This is a genomic window from Pelosinus fermentans DSM 17108, from assembly GCF_000271485.2.
GTDB classification, from domain to species: domain Bacteria; phylum Bacillota; class Negativicutes; order DSM-13327; family DSM-13327; genus Pelosinus; species Pelosinus fermentans.
In genome coordinates this window covers 1842594-1858441 of record NZ_AKVN02000001.1, presented here as the reverse complement: position 1 = coordinate 1858441, position 15848 = coordinate 1842594, and the positions used below count along the sequence as shown (strand labels likewise).

At 39.7% G+C, this 15848-nt stretch carries 15 protein-coding genes and 5 tRNA genes; 4 read left to right on the top strand and 16 right to left on the bottom strand.

Annotation, left to right across the window (positions count from 1 at the left end; all coding sequences use genetic code 11):
* Positions 1-86 precede the first annotated feature (86 nt).
* The 4 genes from clpX to FR7_RS08225 all read right to left on the bottom strand — a co-directional run bounded on the left by clpX (position 87) and on the right by FR7_RS08225 (position 3592).
* Positions 87-1349 (bottom strand): ATP-dependent Clp protease ATP-binding subunit ClpX, encoded by a 1263-nt coding sequence (gene clpX / locus FR7_RS08240; RefSeq protein WP_007930602.1) that lies wholly within the window; start codon positions 1347-1349, stop codon positions 87-89.
* A gap of 14 nt (positions 1350-1363) precedes the next feature.
* Positions 1364-1969: an ATP-dependent Clp endopeptidase proteolytic subunit ClpP gene (gene clpP, locus FR7_RS08235; protein WP_007930604.1), complete on the bottom strand. Its 606-nt coding sequence runs from the start codon at positions 1967-1969 to the stop codon at positions 1364-1366.
* 31 nt (positions 1970-2000) lie between these two features.
* Positions 2001-3290, bottom strand: coding sequence for a trigger factor (tig, locus tag FR7_RS08230; RefSeq protein WP_007930606.1), 1290 nt, complete (start codon positions 3288-3290; stop codon positions 2001-2003).
* Positions 3291-3517: 227 nt separating this feature from the next.
* A tRNA-Gly gene (locus FR7_RS08225) sits at positions 3518-3592 on the bottom strand.
* Between the two features lie 155 nt (positions 3593-3747).
* Here FR7_RS08225 and FR7_RS08220 point away from each other — a divergent pair.
* The 4 genes from FR7_RS08220 to FR7_RS08210 all read left to right on the top strand — a co-directional run bounded on the left by FR7_RS08220 (position 3748) and on the right by FR7_RS08210 (position 8319).
* Entirely contained in the window at positions 3748-4980 is a 1233-nt protein-coding gene (locus FR7_RS08220) for a radical SAM protein (RefSeq protein ID WP_007930609.1), read from the top strand.
* 45 nt (positions 4981-5025) lie between these two features.
* Complete coding sequence (locus FR7_RS23175) at positions 5026-5334, top strand: hypothetical protein (protein WP_007930611.1); 309 nt, start codon at positions 5026-5028, stop codon at positions 5332-5334.
* A 475-nt stretch (positions 5335-5809) separates the two neighbouring features.
* On the top strand, positions 5810-7654 hold the full coding sequence (locus FR7_RS08215; protein WP_007930613.1) for an APC family permease: 1845 nt from the start codon (positions 5810-5812) through the stop codon (positions 7652-7654).
* Between the two features lie 185 nt (positions 7655-7839).
* Positions 7840-8319 (top strand): spore coat protein, encoded by a 480-nt coding sequence (locus tag FR7_RS08210; RefSeq protein WP_007930615.1) that lies wholly within the window; start codon positions 7840-7842, stop codon positions 8317-8319.
* A gap of 86 nt (positions 8320-8405) precedes the next feature.
* On the opposite strand, the gene arsA is transcribed toward FR7_RS08210, so the two are convergent.
* The 12 genes from arsA to FR7_RS08155 all read right to left on the bottom strand — a co-directional run bounded on the left by arsA (position 8406) and on the right by FR7_RS08155 (position 15581).
* The gene (gene arsA, locus FR7_RS08205; protein ID WP_007930616.1) at positions 8406-10157 is read right to left on the bottom strand and encodes an arsenical pump-driving ATPase; all 1752 of its coding nucleotides are present in this window, start codon (positions 10155-10157) and stop codon (positions 8406-8408) included.
* 21 nt (positions 10158-10178) lie between these two features.
* Positions 10179-10550: an arsenite efflux transporter metallochaperone ArsD gene (gene arsD / locus FR7_RS08200; RefSeq protein ID WP_007930617.1), complete on the bottom strand. Its 372-nt coding sequence runs from the start codon at positions 10548-10550 to the stop codon at positions 10179-10181.
* Positions 10551-10637: 87 nt separating this feature from the next.
* The gene (locus tag FR7_RS08195; RefSeq protein WP_007930618.1) at positions 10638-10997 is read right to left on the bottom strand and encodes an ArsR/SmtB family transcription factor; all 360 of its coding nucleotides are present in this window, start codon (positions 10995-10997) and stop codon (positions 10638-10640) included.
* Positions 10998-11321: 324 nt separating this feature from the next.
* Entirely contained in the window at positions 11322-11555 is a 234-nt protein-coding gene (locus FR7_RS08190; protein WP_017531500.1) for an arsenic resistance protein, read from the bottom strand.
* Positions 11556-11952: 397 nt separating this feature from the next.
* A complete protein-coding gene (locus tag FR7_RS08185; protein WP_007930620.1) occupies positions 11953-12252 on the bottom strand; it encodes an ArsR/SmtB family transcription factor in 300 nt (99 codons plus the stop codon).
* A gap of 115 nt (positions 12253-12367) precedes the next feature.
* Positions 12368-14020: an FAD-dependent oxidoreductase gene (locus tag FR7_RS08180; RefSeq protein ID WP_007930621.1), complete on the bottom strand. Its 1653-nt coding sequence runs from the start codon at positions 14018-14020 to the stop codon at positions 12368-12370.
* Positions 14021-14066: 46 nt separating this feature from the next.
* Positions 14067-14513, bottom strand: coding sequence for an arsenate reductase ArsC (locus FR7_RS08175; protein ID WP_007930622.1), 447 nt, complete (start codon positions 14511-14513; stop codon positions 14067-14069).
* A 347-nt stretch (positions 14514-14860) separates the two neighbouring features.
* Positions 14861-15025, bottom strand: coding sequence for a hypothetical protein (locus FR7_RS23805; protein ID WP_007930623.1), 165 nt, complete (start codon positions 15023-15025; stop codon positions 14861-14863).
* A gap of 200 nt (positions 15026-15225) precedes the next feature.
* Positions 15226-15309, bottom strand: a tRNA-Leu gene (locus FR7_RS08170).
* A gap of 14 nt (positions 15310-15323) precedes the next feature.
* Positions 15324-15399, bottom strand: a tRNA-Lys gene (locus tag FR7_RS08165).
* 4 nt (positions 15400-15403) lie between these two features.
* Positions 15404-15479: transfer RNA gene (locus tag FR7_RS08160), tRNA-Gln, on the bottom strand.
* 26 nt (positions 15480-15505) lie between these two features.
* Positions 15506-15581, bottom strand: a tRNA-His gene (locus FR7_RS08155).
* Between the last annotated feature and the right edge of the window lie 267 nt (positions 15582-15848).

Genomic DNA, 15848 nt, shown 5'->3' with positions numbered 1-15848 from the left:
TATAGGCAAACAACTTGATTTTATCCTGTAAAAAACAGTAAATAAAAAAGGAGAGACATTGTCTCTCCTTTTTCTATTAATCATCTTTATGCCGACTCTTCTTTTTTCTTTGCTTTGCGATCAACTGTAACTAATATAGGCTCTTCTTTGCTTAAGACCACTTCTTTTGTTACAGTACATTTTGCTACATCCGCACGAGATGGTACTTCGTACATCACATTGCACATAATGCCTTCAATAATCGCTCTAAGCCCTCGTGCTCCTGTATTGCGCTTCAATGCTTCTTTAGCGATAGCATCTAATGCATCTTCTTTAAATTCAAGCTGCACATTATCAATCTCTAAGAATTTTTGATATTGCTTTACTAGAGCATTTTTAGGCTCTAACAGTATGCGTACCAAAGCTTGTTCATCTAGAGCATCTAACGTTACCACTACTGGCAAACGACCAACAAACTCTGGAATAAGACCAAACTTTAAAAGATCTTCCGGCAGAATTTGCTGCAGCAAATCACCAATGTTCTTTTTACCTTTGCTTCTTATTTCAGCACCAAAGCCCATGTTCTTCTTGCCTGTACGAGCGCTGATCAATTTATCAATACCATCAAACGCACCACCGCAAATAAACAAGATATTGGTTGTATCAATTTGAATGAACTCCTGATGAGGATGCTTGCGTCCTCCCTGAGGAGGTACACTCGCTACAGTACCTTCCAGAATTTTTAGAAGTGCCTGCTGCACACCTTCCCCAGATACATCACGAGTAATTGACGGATTCTCCGATTTACGGGCAATCTTGTCAATTTCATCAATGTAGACAATGCCTTTTTCTGCTTTCTCCACATCATAATCAGCCGCTTGGATGAGTTTGAGTAAGATATTTTCCACATCTTCTCCAACATATCCAGCCTCTGTAAGCGATGTTGCATCGGCAATAGCAAAAGGTACATTTAGCAATTTGGCTAATGTCTGAGCCAGCAGTGTTTTACCACTACCAGTTGGTCCAAGCATTACAATGTTGGACTTTTGCAATTCCACATCGTCCATTTTACTGCCAAAATTAACACGCTTATAATGGTTATACACCGCTACAGCTAATGTTTTTTTAGCAGCATCCTGACCAATTACATATTGATCAAGAATATCTTTTATTTCTTTAGGCTTTGGAACATCACGAAGCTCAATATCAATCTCTCCGCTTAGTTCTTCCTCAATAATCTCATTACACAGCTCAATACATTCATCACAAATGTATACACCAGGACCAGCTACCAGCTTTTTAACTTGTTCCTGCAACTTACCGCAAAAAGAACATTTGAGTTGACCTTTGTCATCCCCAAATTTTAACATACTATATCACCTCTTTATTTGGGACTTTCATGACGTTTTTCTCCACGGACAACTACAGCATCAATCAGACCGTATTCCTTAGCCTGCTCTGCAGACATAAAGAAATCACGTTCTGTATCATGCTCAATTTTATCTTTTGTCTGTCCAGTGTGTTGAATAAGAATCCCGTTAAGAAGTTCCCTAAGTCGCAATATTTCTCTAGCATGAATTTCGATATCGGTAGCCTGCCCTTGGGTTCCACCCAAAGGTTGATGAATCATGATACGGGCATACGGAAGTGCATAACGCTTTCCTTTTGCACCTGCAGTAAGCAAAAGAGCTCCCATACTTGCCGCTGAACCAAGGCAAATGGTAGAAACGTCTGGTTTAATATACTGCATGGTATCATAGATAGCCAATCCAGCTGTCACTACGCCACCTGGGCTGTTAATGTACACATGGATGTCCTTCTCAGGATCTTCCGATTCCAAAAACAGTAATTGGGCAATGACAAGATTTGCCACATTATCATCAATGGGACCACCAATAAATATAATTCGATCTTTTAGAAGTCTGGAAAAAATATCATAGGATCGTTCCCCACGACTTGATTGCTCTACTACTATTGGTACAAAATTCATAGCATAACACCTCTATTGATTTATTATTCTATTACTCTTTTTCTACACTGTCAATAATCAGTTGAGCTGCTTTTTTACGTAATATGGAATCAAATACAGTAGACATTTTTCCTTGTCCGTTGATAATCGCTTTTACATCTTCGATTTCTGCACCGTATCCTTTAGCAATCGTAGCAATTTCAGCATCAACTTCTTCATGACTTACTTCTAATGCTTCAGCTTTTACAATAGCTTCCAGCAGTAAATCAGTTTTAACATTCGCTACAGCTGATTCATGATAATTTTGACGTAATGCTGTTAAATCTGTGTTCATGTACTTCATATAATCATCCAGCTTCATTCCGCGACTTTCTAAGTTGGCACCTAAATCTTCGATCATTTTTGAAATACGGTCTTCCACCATAACATCTGGAATTTCCACTGTGGCATTTTCCACTGCTTGCTTAATAGCTTCATTACGGAAATCACGATCCGCTTTTTCACTAGCAGCCTTTTCTAATTTATTCTTAATGTCAGCCTTTAATTCCTCTACTGTATTAAAATCGCTTACATCTTTAACAAATTCATCATCCAATGCTGGCAGTTCTTTGCGTTTTACATCGTGAACTTTTACTTTAAATACAGCTTCTTTGCCTGCCAAATCAGCAGCATGATACTCCGCAGGGAAGGTTACATTTACATCAATTTCAGAACCGGCTTTTGCACCAATTACTTGTTCTTCAAAGCCAGGAATGAAAGTGTTCGAACCAATTTGCAACGGATAGGCTTTGCCGTCTCCGCCAGGGAAAGCTACGCCATCTACAAATCCTTCAAAATCAATAATAGCAAAATCACCGTCTTCAATCACTGCATCTTCTGCTACTACCATTTTGGCATGACTATTGCGCATGGTTTCCACTTCTGCGTTGATTTTTTCTTCTGTAACTTCTTCTACTGCTGCAGCAATCTTCAATCCTTTATATTGTCCCAAAGTAATTTCTGGTTTTGCCACTACAGTAGCTTTAAAAAGTAAATCTTTATCTTCTGCTAAAGTAACGACATCAATATGAGGGCGGCTTACTGGTTCAATTTTATTATCTTCAAGAGCTTGAGCATACGCAGGGCTAGCCATGATTTCAAAAGCTTCATCTAATAGAGCTTCTTTACCAATATGCATTTCTAAAATGCGACGAGGTGTTTTTCCTTTACGGAACCCCGGAATATTTACTTTATTAGATAATTTACGATATGCCTTTTCAACTGCTTTTGCTACTTCCACTTGAGGTACTTCAATTTCAAAGACCACTTTATGATTGTCTATTTTCTCCATTGTTGCTTTCATTTCGTATTGTATCCTCCCTATGTAATTAGTTGGCGACATTATGTGTAACGCCAAAAATAGTATTACCATTTTTAACATGTTTTCTATGTTAGTTCAAATAAATTCCTTACTTTAGACATAAATCACTACACTTTAGAATGTCATACCCCATATGATACCATAAGTAAATAACAAAAACAAGATATATGCAAAAAACCCAGCAATAACTGCCGAGTTCAATATTTCTATGGAGCGGAAGACGAGATTCGAACTCGCGACCCTCGCCTTGGCAAGGCGATGCTCTACCACTGAGCTACTTCCGCATATTATATTTAACTGTCATCAACAACGTTATTAATTATATATGTAATCTTATTTTTTGTCAACATCCGATTGTTTTTTTTGAAAGATGACACACACCAAGATACCGTTTTTTGCATATTATGTAATAAATCCACCATAAAAGGAGGCTGATCTGTTGTATTATAACTTACAAAAACACTGCAAATTAGTGAAAGGTGCTGTTCGTGCTGCAATCTACGACTTTAAAACGGGAAAGGTTCATTCCATTAACCAAAGTGCAGCCGGGCTACTCAGTGCCTGTCAAAGCAACGCCTTGGAGGATCTTTGGGATATGTCGTCTGCCGAAAGCACACAATACATGAATTTCTTAAATAAGTTGGAACAAAAAGATTTAGGATTCTTTGACGAAACATCTTCTGCTTCTTTGCCAGAGCGCTCCTTGCCAGATTCCCCCGCAAAACTTGAGTTTCTGTGGTTAGAACTAACAGCAGCCTGCAACAGCAAGTGTTTACACTGTTACTCCGAAAGCGGCCCTTCACGCAAGGAATTGGATCTCGTACCTCATCACCGCTGGCTCTCCCTAATAGAAGAAGCAAAAGCAGCAGGAGCTACTGATATTCAATTCATTGGCGGTGAACCATTACTATATCCTAAATGGCGCGACCTAGTCATCAAGGCCTATGAAATCGGTTATGAATATATCGAAATCTTTACAAACGCTACATTAGTTGATGATGACTGTATCGATTTCTTTAAACAATATAATGTAAACATCGCTACAACTATTTATGCTAATAACGCCTCCGTCCATGACAGCGTAACCTTGCATCCTAATAGCTTTACGAAAACCATGACTGCCATCAAGAAAATATTAGAAGCCAAGATTCCTTTACGCATTGCTTCTATTATTATGAAAGCCAACGAACACGAAGTACCCAATATTCTTAAGCTTTATGAAGAATTGGGCATGCCCGATGCGTATCCCGATGTTATTCGCCCCACCGGCAGAGGGGACGATCAGCATTTACTTCCAACTACTTATACCAAGCCGCCGATTAAACCGCCCTTTTACACCGATGAAGCTTCTTTTATAGCTTCTCAGACTTACTGCCAATGCCTGGCAGGAAAAATTGCGATTACTTCTACAGGTGATGTCATACCTTGCATCTTTGCAAGAAATCAAGTATGCGGCAATATTCTCACGCATTCATTAGCTGATGTACTTACAGATCATCCACTACAACAATGCTGGCACACGACTAAAAATCAAATCCAAAAATGTAAGGATTGTGAATATCGCTATGCTTGCACGGATTGTCGTCCGTTAGCCCAAGGCAACGATTCTAATAAGTCATGGCTGGCCCCTCCTGCTGCCTGTTCCTATAATCCTTATACCGGTGAGTGGTAACCTCGATATAGCGAGTATCTTTAGACTAAAAAGGAGGATATAAGTATGTATTATGACGATGATGATGATTACTATGATAATAACGAACAAAGACCTAAATGGGATCGACCAGAAATGTCTGACTGGGATGATGACGATGATGATGAACGAGTCATTATTGTAGGGTGCGGTCCGTCATCTTCTTGCTGGCCTCGTCAGCAGCAGTGCTGGCCCCGTCAGCAGTGTTGGCCTCGTCAACAACAATGCTGGCCCCGTCAACAACAATGCTCGCCTCATCAGCAGTGTTGGCCCCGCCAACAACAATGCTGGCCTCGACCTTGCAATCCTAATTCCTGCTGGCCTCGTCGCGATTAAAACCTCTTATGCAAAGCTTCCCCTTACCCTTAAATATAAGTATATACACTCTAAAGGCACCGGAGGTATCTGGTGCCTTTAAATTTAAACATTTATAACTTTTCTACATGCCATTCCCCTATTTGCAGCATTATCGTCCAGAATTGTTGCAAATAGATCTAAATAGAAGAAAATACTCTTAATCACAAGGATATTGACGATAGATATTTTTATTTGGTATAAATTATTGTTATTTATTGCTAAACGGTTTAAAATCACCCTTTCCTTTTACCATAACTACTGTATAATTGATTCTATGCCAAATGGTCTATCATCCCTCAGCCAGCTACAATCACGAATCTTATGGCATTATTATTCGCACTTATCCTTCGGACTTAGCCGCTTTAACTCCCATTTATAGAAGATGGGATTCTTAAAGCGGTTTAGTCATCGGATAAAACACATTTCACAATAAATATCGGAGGTAGATTCAACTATGATGCGATTCGTTCGACGAATCCTTATTGGCAAACCATTACACAATCAAGAGATACATAATGAAAAACTCCCCAAATGGAAGGCTCTGTCCATTTTTTCTTCTGATGCCTTATCCTCTGTAGCTTACGGGCCAGAACAAATTATGCTCATGCTAACTCTTCCTGGCATGTTAGCTTACGGCTATTTAGCACCCATTTCTCTGGCTATCCTGGCCCTCTTGGCAATCGTTACCATTTCATATGTACAAGTAGCTAAAGTTAATCCAGGAGGTGGAGGTTCGTATTCTGTTGCCATTACGAATTTAGGAGAAATGCCAGCACTCACCGCAGCAGCCGCCTTATTTGCCGATTATACACTTACGGTCGCTGTAAGTGTCTCAGCTGGAACGGCTGCCATTATCTCAGCTTTCCCCCATTTTGCTCAACACGAAGTTGCAATGGATTTAATCATTCTATTCGGAGTCCTAATGCTAGTAAATTTACGCGGCATCCGCGAATCCTCTACCGCATTTGTATTTCCTACCTACGGTTTCATTCTTGGCATTATCGCATTAATTGGCACAGGAATATATCAAGCACTTACGAATCAAGCACCTATTTTTCCTCCTGAATCACTAGTAAAGCAAATGGATTGGACAATTCTGGTTCTCGTACTTCGAGCCTTTGCAAATGGCTGCAGCTCCATGACAGGTCTTGAAGCAATTTCTAATGGAGTCCCGATGTTCCGTTCTCCAGGAGCACGCAATGCTACGATTACTACCTATTGGATGTCAGGAATCCTTGGCATTATGTTTATTGGCACTTCATTTTTAACTATGCATTTTCACATTTTACCTTTACATGATATAACAGCCTTATCCCAAATTGCCGAACTCACTTTTGGACGCGGCTGGGCATATTATTATATACAAATTACCACTATGTTAGTCCTCTACCTGGCTGCCAACACTTCTTTTAACGGATTGCCTCTTTTATTATCCATCCTTGCTAGAGACGGCTATATGCCTCGTTATTTGGGAGTAAGAGGAGAACGATTAAATTTTTCTAATGGCATTGTACTACTAAGTATTGTTGCTGGCATTTTAATCCTAATTTATCAAGGAAATACGGAACATTTGATCTCATTATATGCTATCGGTGTTTTTCTATCCTTTACGATTGCCCAAATAGGTATGGTAGTTCATTGGAGAAAAGAAAGAACTATGGGTTGGCGTCTACGTGCTACTGTGAATACCATCGGTGCTACCGTTACCGGAATCGTTGTTTTGATTATTGCAATTACTAAGTTTTTTTATGGTGCCTGGCTTGTACTAGTATTTATCCCTATTATGATTTGTATATTCAAAAAAATTCGCTCTCATTATAATGATATGGCTGAACAATTACACCTTCCTTTAGAAGACTTCAATCCAAATATTAAAGCCAATCTAAAAACAGGCCGAAATGTGGTAATCGTCCCCATCGCTACCCCCACCAGTGTCGTAGCTGAAACTCTTAAATATGCTAAAAGCATTAGCGATGATGTGGTAGCCTTACATATTGCCACAGACGAAGAAATCGGCAGAAAAGTCGAAGAAAAATGGCGTGGCTGGAATCCTGGAATTGAGCTCGTAACTGTATATTCTCCCTATCGTTTAGTGATCCAGCCTATACTAGACTACATTATCAATTTGGAACATCAAAAAAATCCCGAAGATTATATTACAATTCTGATTCCTGAGTTTCAAACAAAGAAATGGTGGCACCGCCTACTGCATAACCAAACAGGCTGGATCCTTCGCACCTTATTGATTTTAAGAGAAAATGTTATTGTAACCACCATCCCATTTCATTTGCAAAAATAAATAAAATTGTAAGAAATGCCACACTGTTAAAACAGAGAAAACACAGAGAACACAACGGAGAAGATAGAAACAAATTCTACTCTCGATGTTCTTCGTACTCTGTTTTCTTTGTATCACTTACCTCTTTATACAATTATGAATAAAATTTAAGCTATGAAACAAAATAGTAGTAGGAGGTGATATATATGACGCTACAGTTAACCCCAAAGGAAAAATCTTTATTGGAAGATCAAAAAAAGCACGAGCAAATCTGTGTCGAGAAATACCAGTCTTATGCCAACCAAGCCCAAGATCCAGCTCTAAAGCAGTTGTTTAACTCCTACGCTGGACAAGAGCAGCAGCACCTAAATACTATCAACCAAATGCTAAACGGTCAAATTCCCAATATGACTTCACAGCAAAATCAACAATCCGGGCAAAGCAACTCAACTACAACTTCATCATCCCCTCAAGGTTCTATTGCAAGTCAAAGCGATAGTACTCTCTGTACGGATATGTTAATGACAGAAAAATTTGTCTCCGGAGCCTATGATACGGCGATCTTCGAATTTGCTGATCCTAATGCACGTCAAGCGCTTAACCACATTCAAAAAGAAGAGCAAGGACATGGGCAAGGGCTCTTCCAATACATGCAAAGCAAGGGCATGTATAATACACAATCCTGATACCATAGTTACATAAAAGAGGCTGTCTCAAAATAAAATTTGAGACAGCCTCTTTTGAGCTAATTCATTAGCGTTTCTTTTACCATTTATCTGATTAAGTCTACTAATTTTTCGTCTTTTATTTCTTCGCCTTTCCAGGGAATTACAGCAAAGTTGCCTTGCGCTATTTCATCCACTTTATTGATCCAAGGAATTTCATTTAAGGATTTTGTTTTTAATAATGGACTTTGGGTGTTCGTCATGAGTAAACTTGAATTAATAACCCACCATTTGTTATTAATACCTGCTCTTTTTAGATCTTCTTGTAATCGCATTGCTTCATATACTGGAGTAGCCTCTGGAAGAGTTACAATGACTACTTCTGTTTCTTTTTCATCTCGTAATCTTGGCAATAAGTTCTTCACGGCTTCTGGTATATCACCTTGGGATTTTTGTATTTCTTTATGATAACTCTGTGTAGCATCTAATAGCAGCAACGTGTGACCAGTAGGTGCCGTATCAATCACTACAATCTCATCATCCGCATTATCTACAATCTCAGCAAAAGCACGAAATACGGCGATTTCCTGGGTGCAGGGAGAGCGAAGATCTTCTTCTACATACGCAATGTCTTCTTCTGCCATTGTTTCTCTTGCCTTTGACAAAACAGCTTCCGTGTAATTACGTAGTTCTTCCTTCTCGTCAATCTTACTTAGCCGAATTCCATGACCTTCTTCTACTACAAATTTCAGATGGTCTGCCGGGTCGGTGGTTGTCAAATGTACTTTTACCCCTTTCTCAGCAAGACCAATGGCAATCGCCGCTGCTAAGGTCGTTTTTCCGACGCCGCCTTTTCCCATAGTGAAGATTACTCTTTTTTTCGATGCGTAAAGGTCCTCAATTAAAGCTTTGACTTTAGGCAATTCTTCTTTATTTAGCTTATAATTTTGGCTTTCTAAATAATCTTCTTTTAACAGCATTCTGATATTTTTAATTCCTGTTACATTATAGGCGCGTAATGGAATTTTATAAGTCGGAGTTTCATGTAAAGATTCAGGTATATTCCGTAATGCCTCTTGTTGCTTAGCATATAGTTTATCTGCGATTTCATCATTCTCAACATCTAATTCTAGTACACCATTCACAACTAATAGCTGATTATGAACTCCTAATTCCTTCAGTTCTCTAGAAGCTCGCTCTGCTTCCTGCAGCGGGGAATATTCAGGTCTAGAGATTAAAATCAAGGTCGTCAATTTGTCATCTGCTAGAGTACTAACAGCATTCTTATATACTTCTTTTTTGCTTTCCAGGCCCGACAATTGCCCCAGACAAGATGCTCCATGGGTGCTTTCGCTAATAAAATTACTCCATGCAGATGGTAGTTGCAGCATCCGTAAAGTATGACCCGTTGGTGCCGTATCAAATAGAATATGGTCATATTCTATTTGTGTTTTTTCATCGGTAATAAAATTAGAAAACTCATTAAAAGCTGCAATCTCTACGGTGCAAGACCCGGAAAGCTGTTCCTCCATGTTTTGTAAAACACTTGCTGGAAGCTTACCTTTATAAGGTGCAATTACTGATTCTTTATAAGCCTTTGCAGCTTCTTCCGGATTCAGATTAGCAACTACAAGATTAGGTACCTCTTGAATGGGAGTGCCTTTACTCGTAAGGCTGATACCGAAAACATCCTGCAAATTCGATGCTGGATCGGTGCTGACTAATAAAACCTTTTTACCTTGATCTGCTAAGGTAATTGCAGTGGCGCAGGCTGTCGAAGTTTTCCCTACCCCGCCTTTGCCGGTGAAAAATAAATACTTTGTCAGCTTTATATTATCTGGATTAAATAATTTATACATGTAATAGCCTCCTACTTTGACTTAGCAACATCCACCTTCATCACAACCACAGCCATTCTCTTTTTCAGCAGCAGCGGCTAGTTCTTCTTTCGCTACACCTGACCACTGAGCAAATTCATCCGCTGTCGGATAGCTCCTGGTCTTAACCACTTCTCCATCTACGATTGTAATCGGTAAAACTTCCACTTCTTCCTTCATCAAATACTCATTTACCCTCTTATTATCGATAAAGGCTTGCGGCTCACTAGAAAGACCATAGCGAATGATCGTAACGCCCTTCTTAGTAAGAGCATTCACAGTCGTAGCCACTCTTAAAAGCTCTTGATCAATACCAGGTCCGCAAATTCCTGTTGCACAACACATTGCTGGATCAAAAATTTCAATTTTACTCATTTTTATCGCCCCTTTAATTTATTCCTTACAATAATCGTACATGCCTATATTAAATTATACTCATATAGTATTTAATAAAAACAAGTGCTAAGCACTTGTAGTTTCTAACGGCCCGCATTCATAGTTCTGTTCACGATACGTTCTCAGCGTAGCTATATCATGTTGATACTGAAGATGTTTGCCAAAGTCTTCATCTAATAAAGTTTTTATAAAGGAATGCTCCTTTATTATATCTGCGTTAATTCCATAGTATACCCACTGTGATTTTTTCTCACTATAAATAATACCCGCATCGCGAAGTTTTGCCAAATGCCTAGACACGTTAGACTGACTACTTTGGAGTATGGCTTCAATTTCGCATACACATAAATTTTCAACTCGTAATAAATTTACAATCCTAAGTCTGGTTCCATCCCCTAAAGCTTTTACGATTCGTGTTATACTCAATGTGACTACCTCCTTTACCATCAAATCAAACAAAGTATTAGCATTCCCAGTATATGTCTATATTCATTTTTAATCATGTATTAGGGCTTTAATTTTGTCAATATGATCCCATATGCATTTCTTAGTCACATAAAGAGTCAGACCTTACATAGTTTATTTTTGACCTTCTTGTTGAGAAACCAATTGTATTAGGAGCGATGCTAGGTTCGAAATAGCAGCTTCTAGTTTCACCCGAACCTCAGATATTGCCAAACAATGTAGGACTACCAATACTAGAAATAATATCTAGGCTTTTTCTTTTACCGACTTTGATTCAAAATCAAACTAGTGCTGAGTCATGCTGAAAGGTTTTACTAACCAATTAACAAACAAAGTGATGAATAGTCCTTTCGGTCTGTCGCCGACTTTCAGGATAGCGGAAAAATCAAATTTTAGCATCATAGGGTAAATCATTAGCCAGATTAAAACTGCAATGGGTAAATTCACATGGCTGATTTCCATTTTACTCAATGAATCAACTACCCCAGGAAACGCCTTGCCAAAACCGACACCAATCACAATACAAAATGTCACCCATAAACTTAAATATCTTTCAAAAAAGTCCAAAGTTAATCCAACAAGAATTTTGACAACCGTTTACTCAAGAGATGTTAAATTACTTCCAACACAATTATCCGAAATTTCACCTTATCAAATTCGACAGCCTACTAACCAACTGCCACCATCTTCTTGGAATTTTGTCACCTTTAAAATTCTCGCTCGTCAGCCAAAATCTTAAGTACTTCTTAGCAACTTCTATGGATCAAGATGTGGTTTTCCTTTCGAATATGATTATATTCGATTTTACTCATATGTGTCAACAAATAATTAACAACACTTACATGACCAGCATGCAAAAGCACTACCTGCCCCTAGCTACAATCGACAACTAAAAATTATCCTGGCTTATTGTATTTTAATTAGGGCTACAAGTTCTATACCGTTCATTCGTTGCCGTTTTACACAACTGCAAAAAGACCTCAACCTGATTAAATGCTTCCGGATTTAATCGGTAATAAATCCATTTGCCGTCGCGGCTATCCACTACAATGCCGGATTGCTTTAAGATCTTTAGATGATGTGAAATGGCCGGCTGTGATTTATCGAAAGCCGCTAAAATATCACATACGCAAAGTTCCTTATCAATCAGCATCCGTACAATTTCCAGGCGAATATCATCCCCCAGTGCTTTAAAAATCAACGCTACGCCCTCCATGATGATACCCTCCTCTCTTCTCATTTCTATTTTTTTCGTCATAAAGAAGATAGGGAGTGATTAGCTCCCTCCTTCTACTTCTGCATCGTTACTATATGATGTTTAAACCACTGCTTTATTTTTTGCTATTCTTGCTATAATTCTTATAGCCGCCCGACAAGTTATATACGTTCTTAAAACCATGATTGATTAGAATATTTTGAGCAGCATTCCCAGTAACCCCTTTGTTACAATAAGTCACTGTAACCATTTCTTTATCAAGGGAATCCAGTGCTTTACGAATATTCTCCTGGGGGATATTCACAGCACCCTCGACATGGGCTTTTTCGTATTGCTTGGTCACCCTAGCATCAATAATCTTCACTTCTTCGCCATTTTTTATTTTTTCCTGTACCTCAGCCGGAGTCATCAGCACTCTGCCGCGCCTGATGGCATTATCCAGAATCATTCCGGTATACATCACCGGGTCTTTGGTTGTGGAGAATGGTGGTGCATAGGCTAAATCCAGGTGAAACAAGTCTTCTGCTTTCGCACCGAAAGTAATGGCAGTTACAAAGACATCAATTCGTTTATCGACGCCAGATCTTCCGACAATCTGCACCCCTAAAACCTTGCCAGTGTTTTTATCGGCAACCGCCTTAATGACCATCTCACTGCCGTGATAATATTCGGGCTTGTCTGGTTTAATATTATGACAGACGACAACCTCATAACCTTCTTTTTTTGCTTCCTTTTCCGTAAGACCAGTCTGACCTACTGCCATATCAAACATTTTAAATATACCTGTCCCCAAAATTCCCCGGAACTCCAAATCACCGCCGGTTATCTGATCACCAGTGATTCGTCCCATTTTATTGGCAGTAGAACCTAACGGCCGATACAAAGGTTTGCCGGTCATTAAAGAATAACTTTCTGCGCAGTCACCGCAGGCATAGATATCATCTATATTGGTCTGCATCTTCCGATTGACCTTGATGGCTCCTGTTGGTCCGAGTTCAATACCTGACTTTTGAGCCAGTTCTATATTGGGTCTTACCCCAACAGCCATTATCACAAAATCCGCATCGATTTCTTTGCCGCTTTTCAATATCACTTTGCTGACGGAAGGTTCTCCTTCCAGGCGAATCACTGAATCGTTGACGATTACCTGTACGCCCTTCTCAAGCAGATGATCGGCTACGTATACCGCCATATCCTGATCTAAGGCAGGCATAACGTGCCCTGCCATTTCCACAACACTAACAGCGATTCCTCTAGCTGTTAAGTTTTCCGCCATTTCAAGGCCGATAAATCCAGACCCGACAATAACAGCCGATTTTGGATTGGCTGTTAGCACTTGTTCACGGATACGGTCGGCATTGATTACATTCCGCAAATAAAATACATTGGGCTTATTGCCCCCCTCTATAGCAGGCACAACGGATTTTGCACCAGTGGCAACAACCAGCTTATCATACCTTTCCTGAAAGATTTCTTGCGTAACTAAATTCTGAACCGTAAGTACTTTACTTTGCGGCTGAATTTCTAACACTTGATGTCTGGTGTATACATCCACATTATATTTCTGTTTGAAGAATGCGGCATCCCTGGGAACCAATTGCTCCCGGCCTTCCACTTCAGTTCCAATAAAGTACGGCAAGCCGCATCCCGAATAAGATACATCACTGTCGGCATCAAATAATGTAATTTGAGCATTTTCATTGTTTCTTCTTGCTTTGGCTGCCGCAGAAGTGCCAGCCGCTACCCCACCAATGATAATAATTTTCATAATAACCCACCTCATAAACCACCAGGTTTGCCTGCTGGTGGCAATTTTATTTTAGATGATCCTGCTGACCACGGTATTCCTGTAACCATTCCTTGACCTTCTCATCAATTTCATCACGCACTTGCCGGAACTTTTGCCGTGTTTCTTCTTCTGTTCCCTCAAAAGCAGCCGGATCATCAAAGGGCCAGGATAACAACTGCCGTGCTCCTGGAAAGATCACGGGGCACTTGCCTTCAGCCTTTTTACAAACAGCAATGACGTAGCCAAATGACATTTTCCCTAAAAACTCCCGAACACCTTTGGAATGCTGGCCGCTAATGTCAATGCCAATCTCTTTCATGACCTGTACCGCATATGGATTCACTTCTGTAGGCTCAAAACCTGCACTGTGAACCTCCAACATATCATCACCATATTTTTTGAAAAAGGCTTCTGCCAGTTGGCTGCGTGCGCTATTTTGCGTACATATAATGACCAATTTCGCTTTCTTCATGATGCCCACTCCTCTCGTTATGTTTATTAGGTCTTGTCGCTAACCATCTGCCATATCACTTCAACTTTAGCACATCATATTTAAATTCTTGAATATGTTTTTATGATACCTTACGATCGTTTTTCTAGTCAATGTACCCTTTGTTAACATTGTGTTAATTTTAGCTAGAATACTTAACTGCAAAATTTATGCTGGCACGTGCAAGCCATTAGCGATCATAATAAACATTTTACGACGGTAATATGTACTGCAATCGCGGTAATATATAACTATGTAAAGCAATAGAACCGTACCGCAAAAGGATATCCCTTTTCCAATACGGTTCCATTTCTCAAATAACTAACTCACTATTGTGCCATAATCCGGTTTCTCCCAGAAAGCCACGTATTGATTTTGTCATAGGGAATCCAGATTTGAAATAAATTAATCAGAAAACTGATTCCTATAAATAAGTGCAAAATCCGCAGCCGAGTCCCATCACCCAGCGCTTTTAATATTTCGACTACATCCATCACTGCCACCTCAATTATTATTACTCCTTGTTATGATATTTGGATGGTTGCTGCCAGCAAAACGCGATAGCAGCTGAGCGTCACTTATAATCGCCGCTAGGCGTCGCAGGTCTGGGCATGGGTGAACTAGAGATAAGAAGGCGGTTTTACAGCAATAAAAAAGACCTTCAGGTAAAACCCTGAAAGCCTTGCATTTTGTGTGGTGCGGGAGAGGAGACTTGAACTCCTACACCTTGCGGCGCCAGATCCTAAGTCTGGTGCGTCTGCCATTCCGCCACTCCCGCATAATTAAGTTAAATGGTGGCTCACCCGCGGCTCGAACGCGGGACACCCTGATTAAAAGTCAGGTGCTCTACCAACTGAGCTAGTGAACCATAATGGCAGGGGTAGCTGGACTCGAACCAACGGATGCGGGAGTCAAAGTCCCGTGCCTTACCAACTTGGCTATACCCCTATATCGTTATTACTAGAGTTAATGAATGGGGTGGCTGAAGGGGATCGAACCCTCGAATAACGGAACCACAATCCGCCGTGTTGACCGCTTCACCACAGCCACCATATTATCTGCGATGTTTTCTCTTAACATCCCCTAGCGACAAGATTTATTGTATCATGTCCACCTTGTTATGTCAAGCAAATTTTTAAAAGTTTTTACTTTCAATCAGTTAACTTCTTCAACGCCTCGCAACAACTTCATTAGTATACCAATTATTATTTATATATACAATCTCCATATTTGGACATTTTATATAATTATTTCACAGAAAGTCTTTTATTCTTTCTAATTCTCATTTTTTCACTAAATATCTTCTACAACAACTTC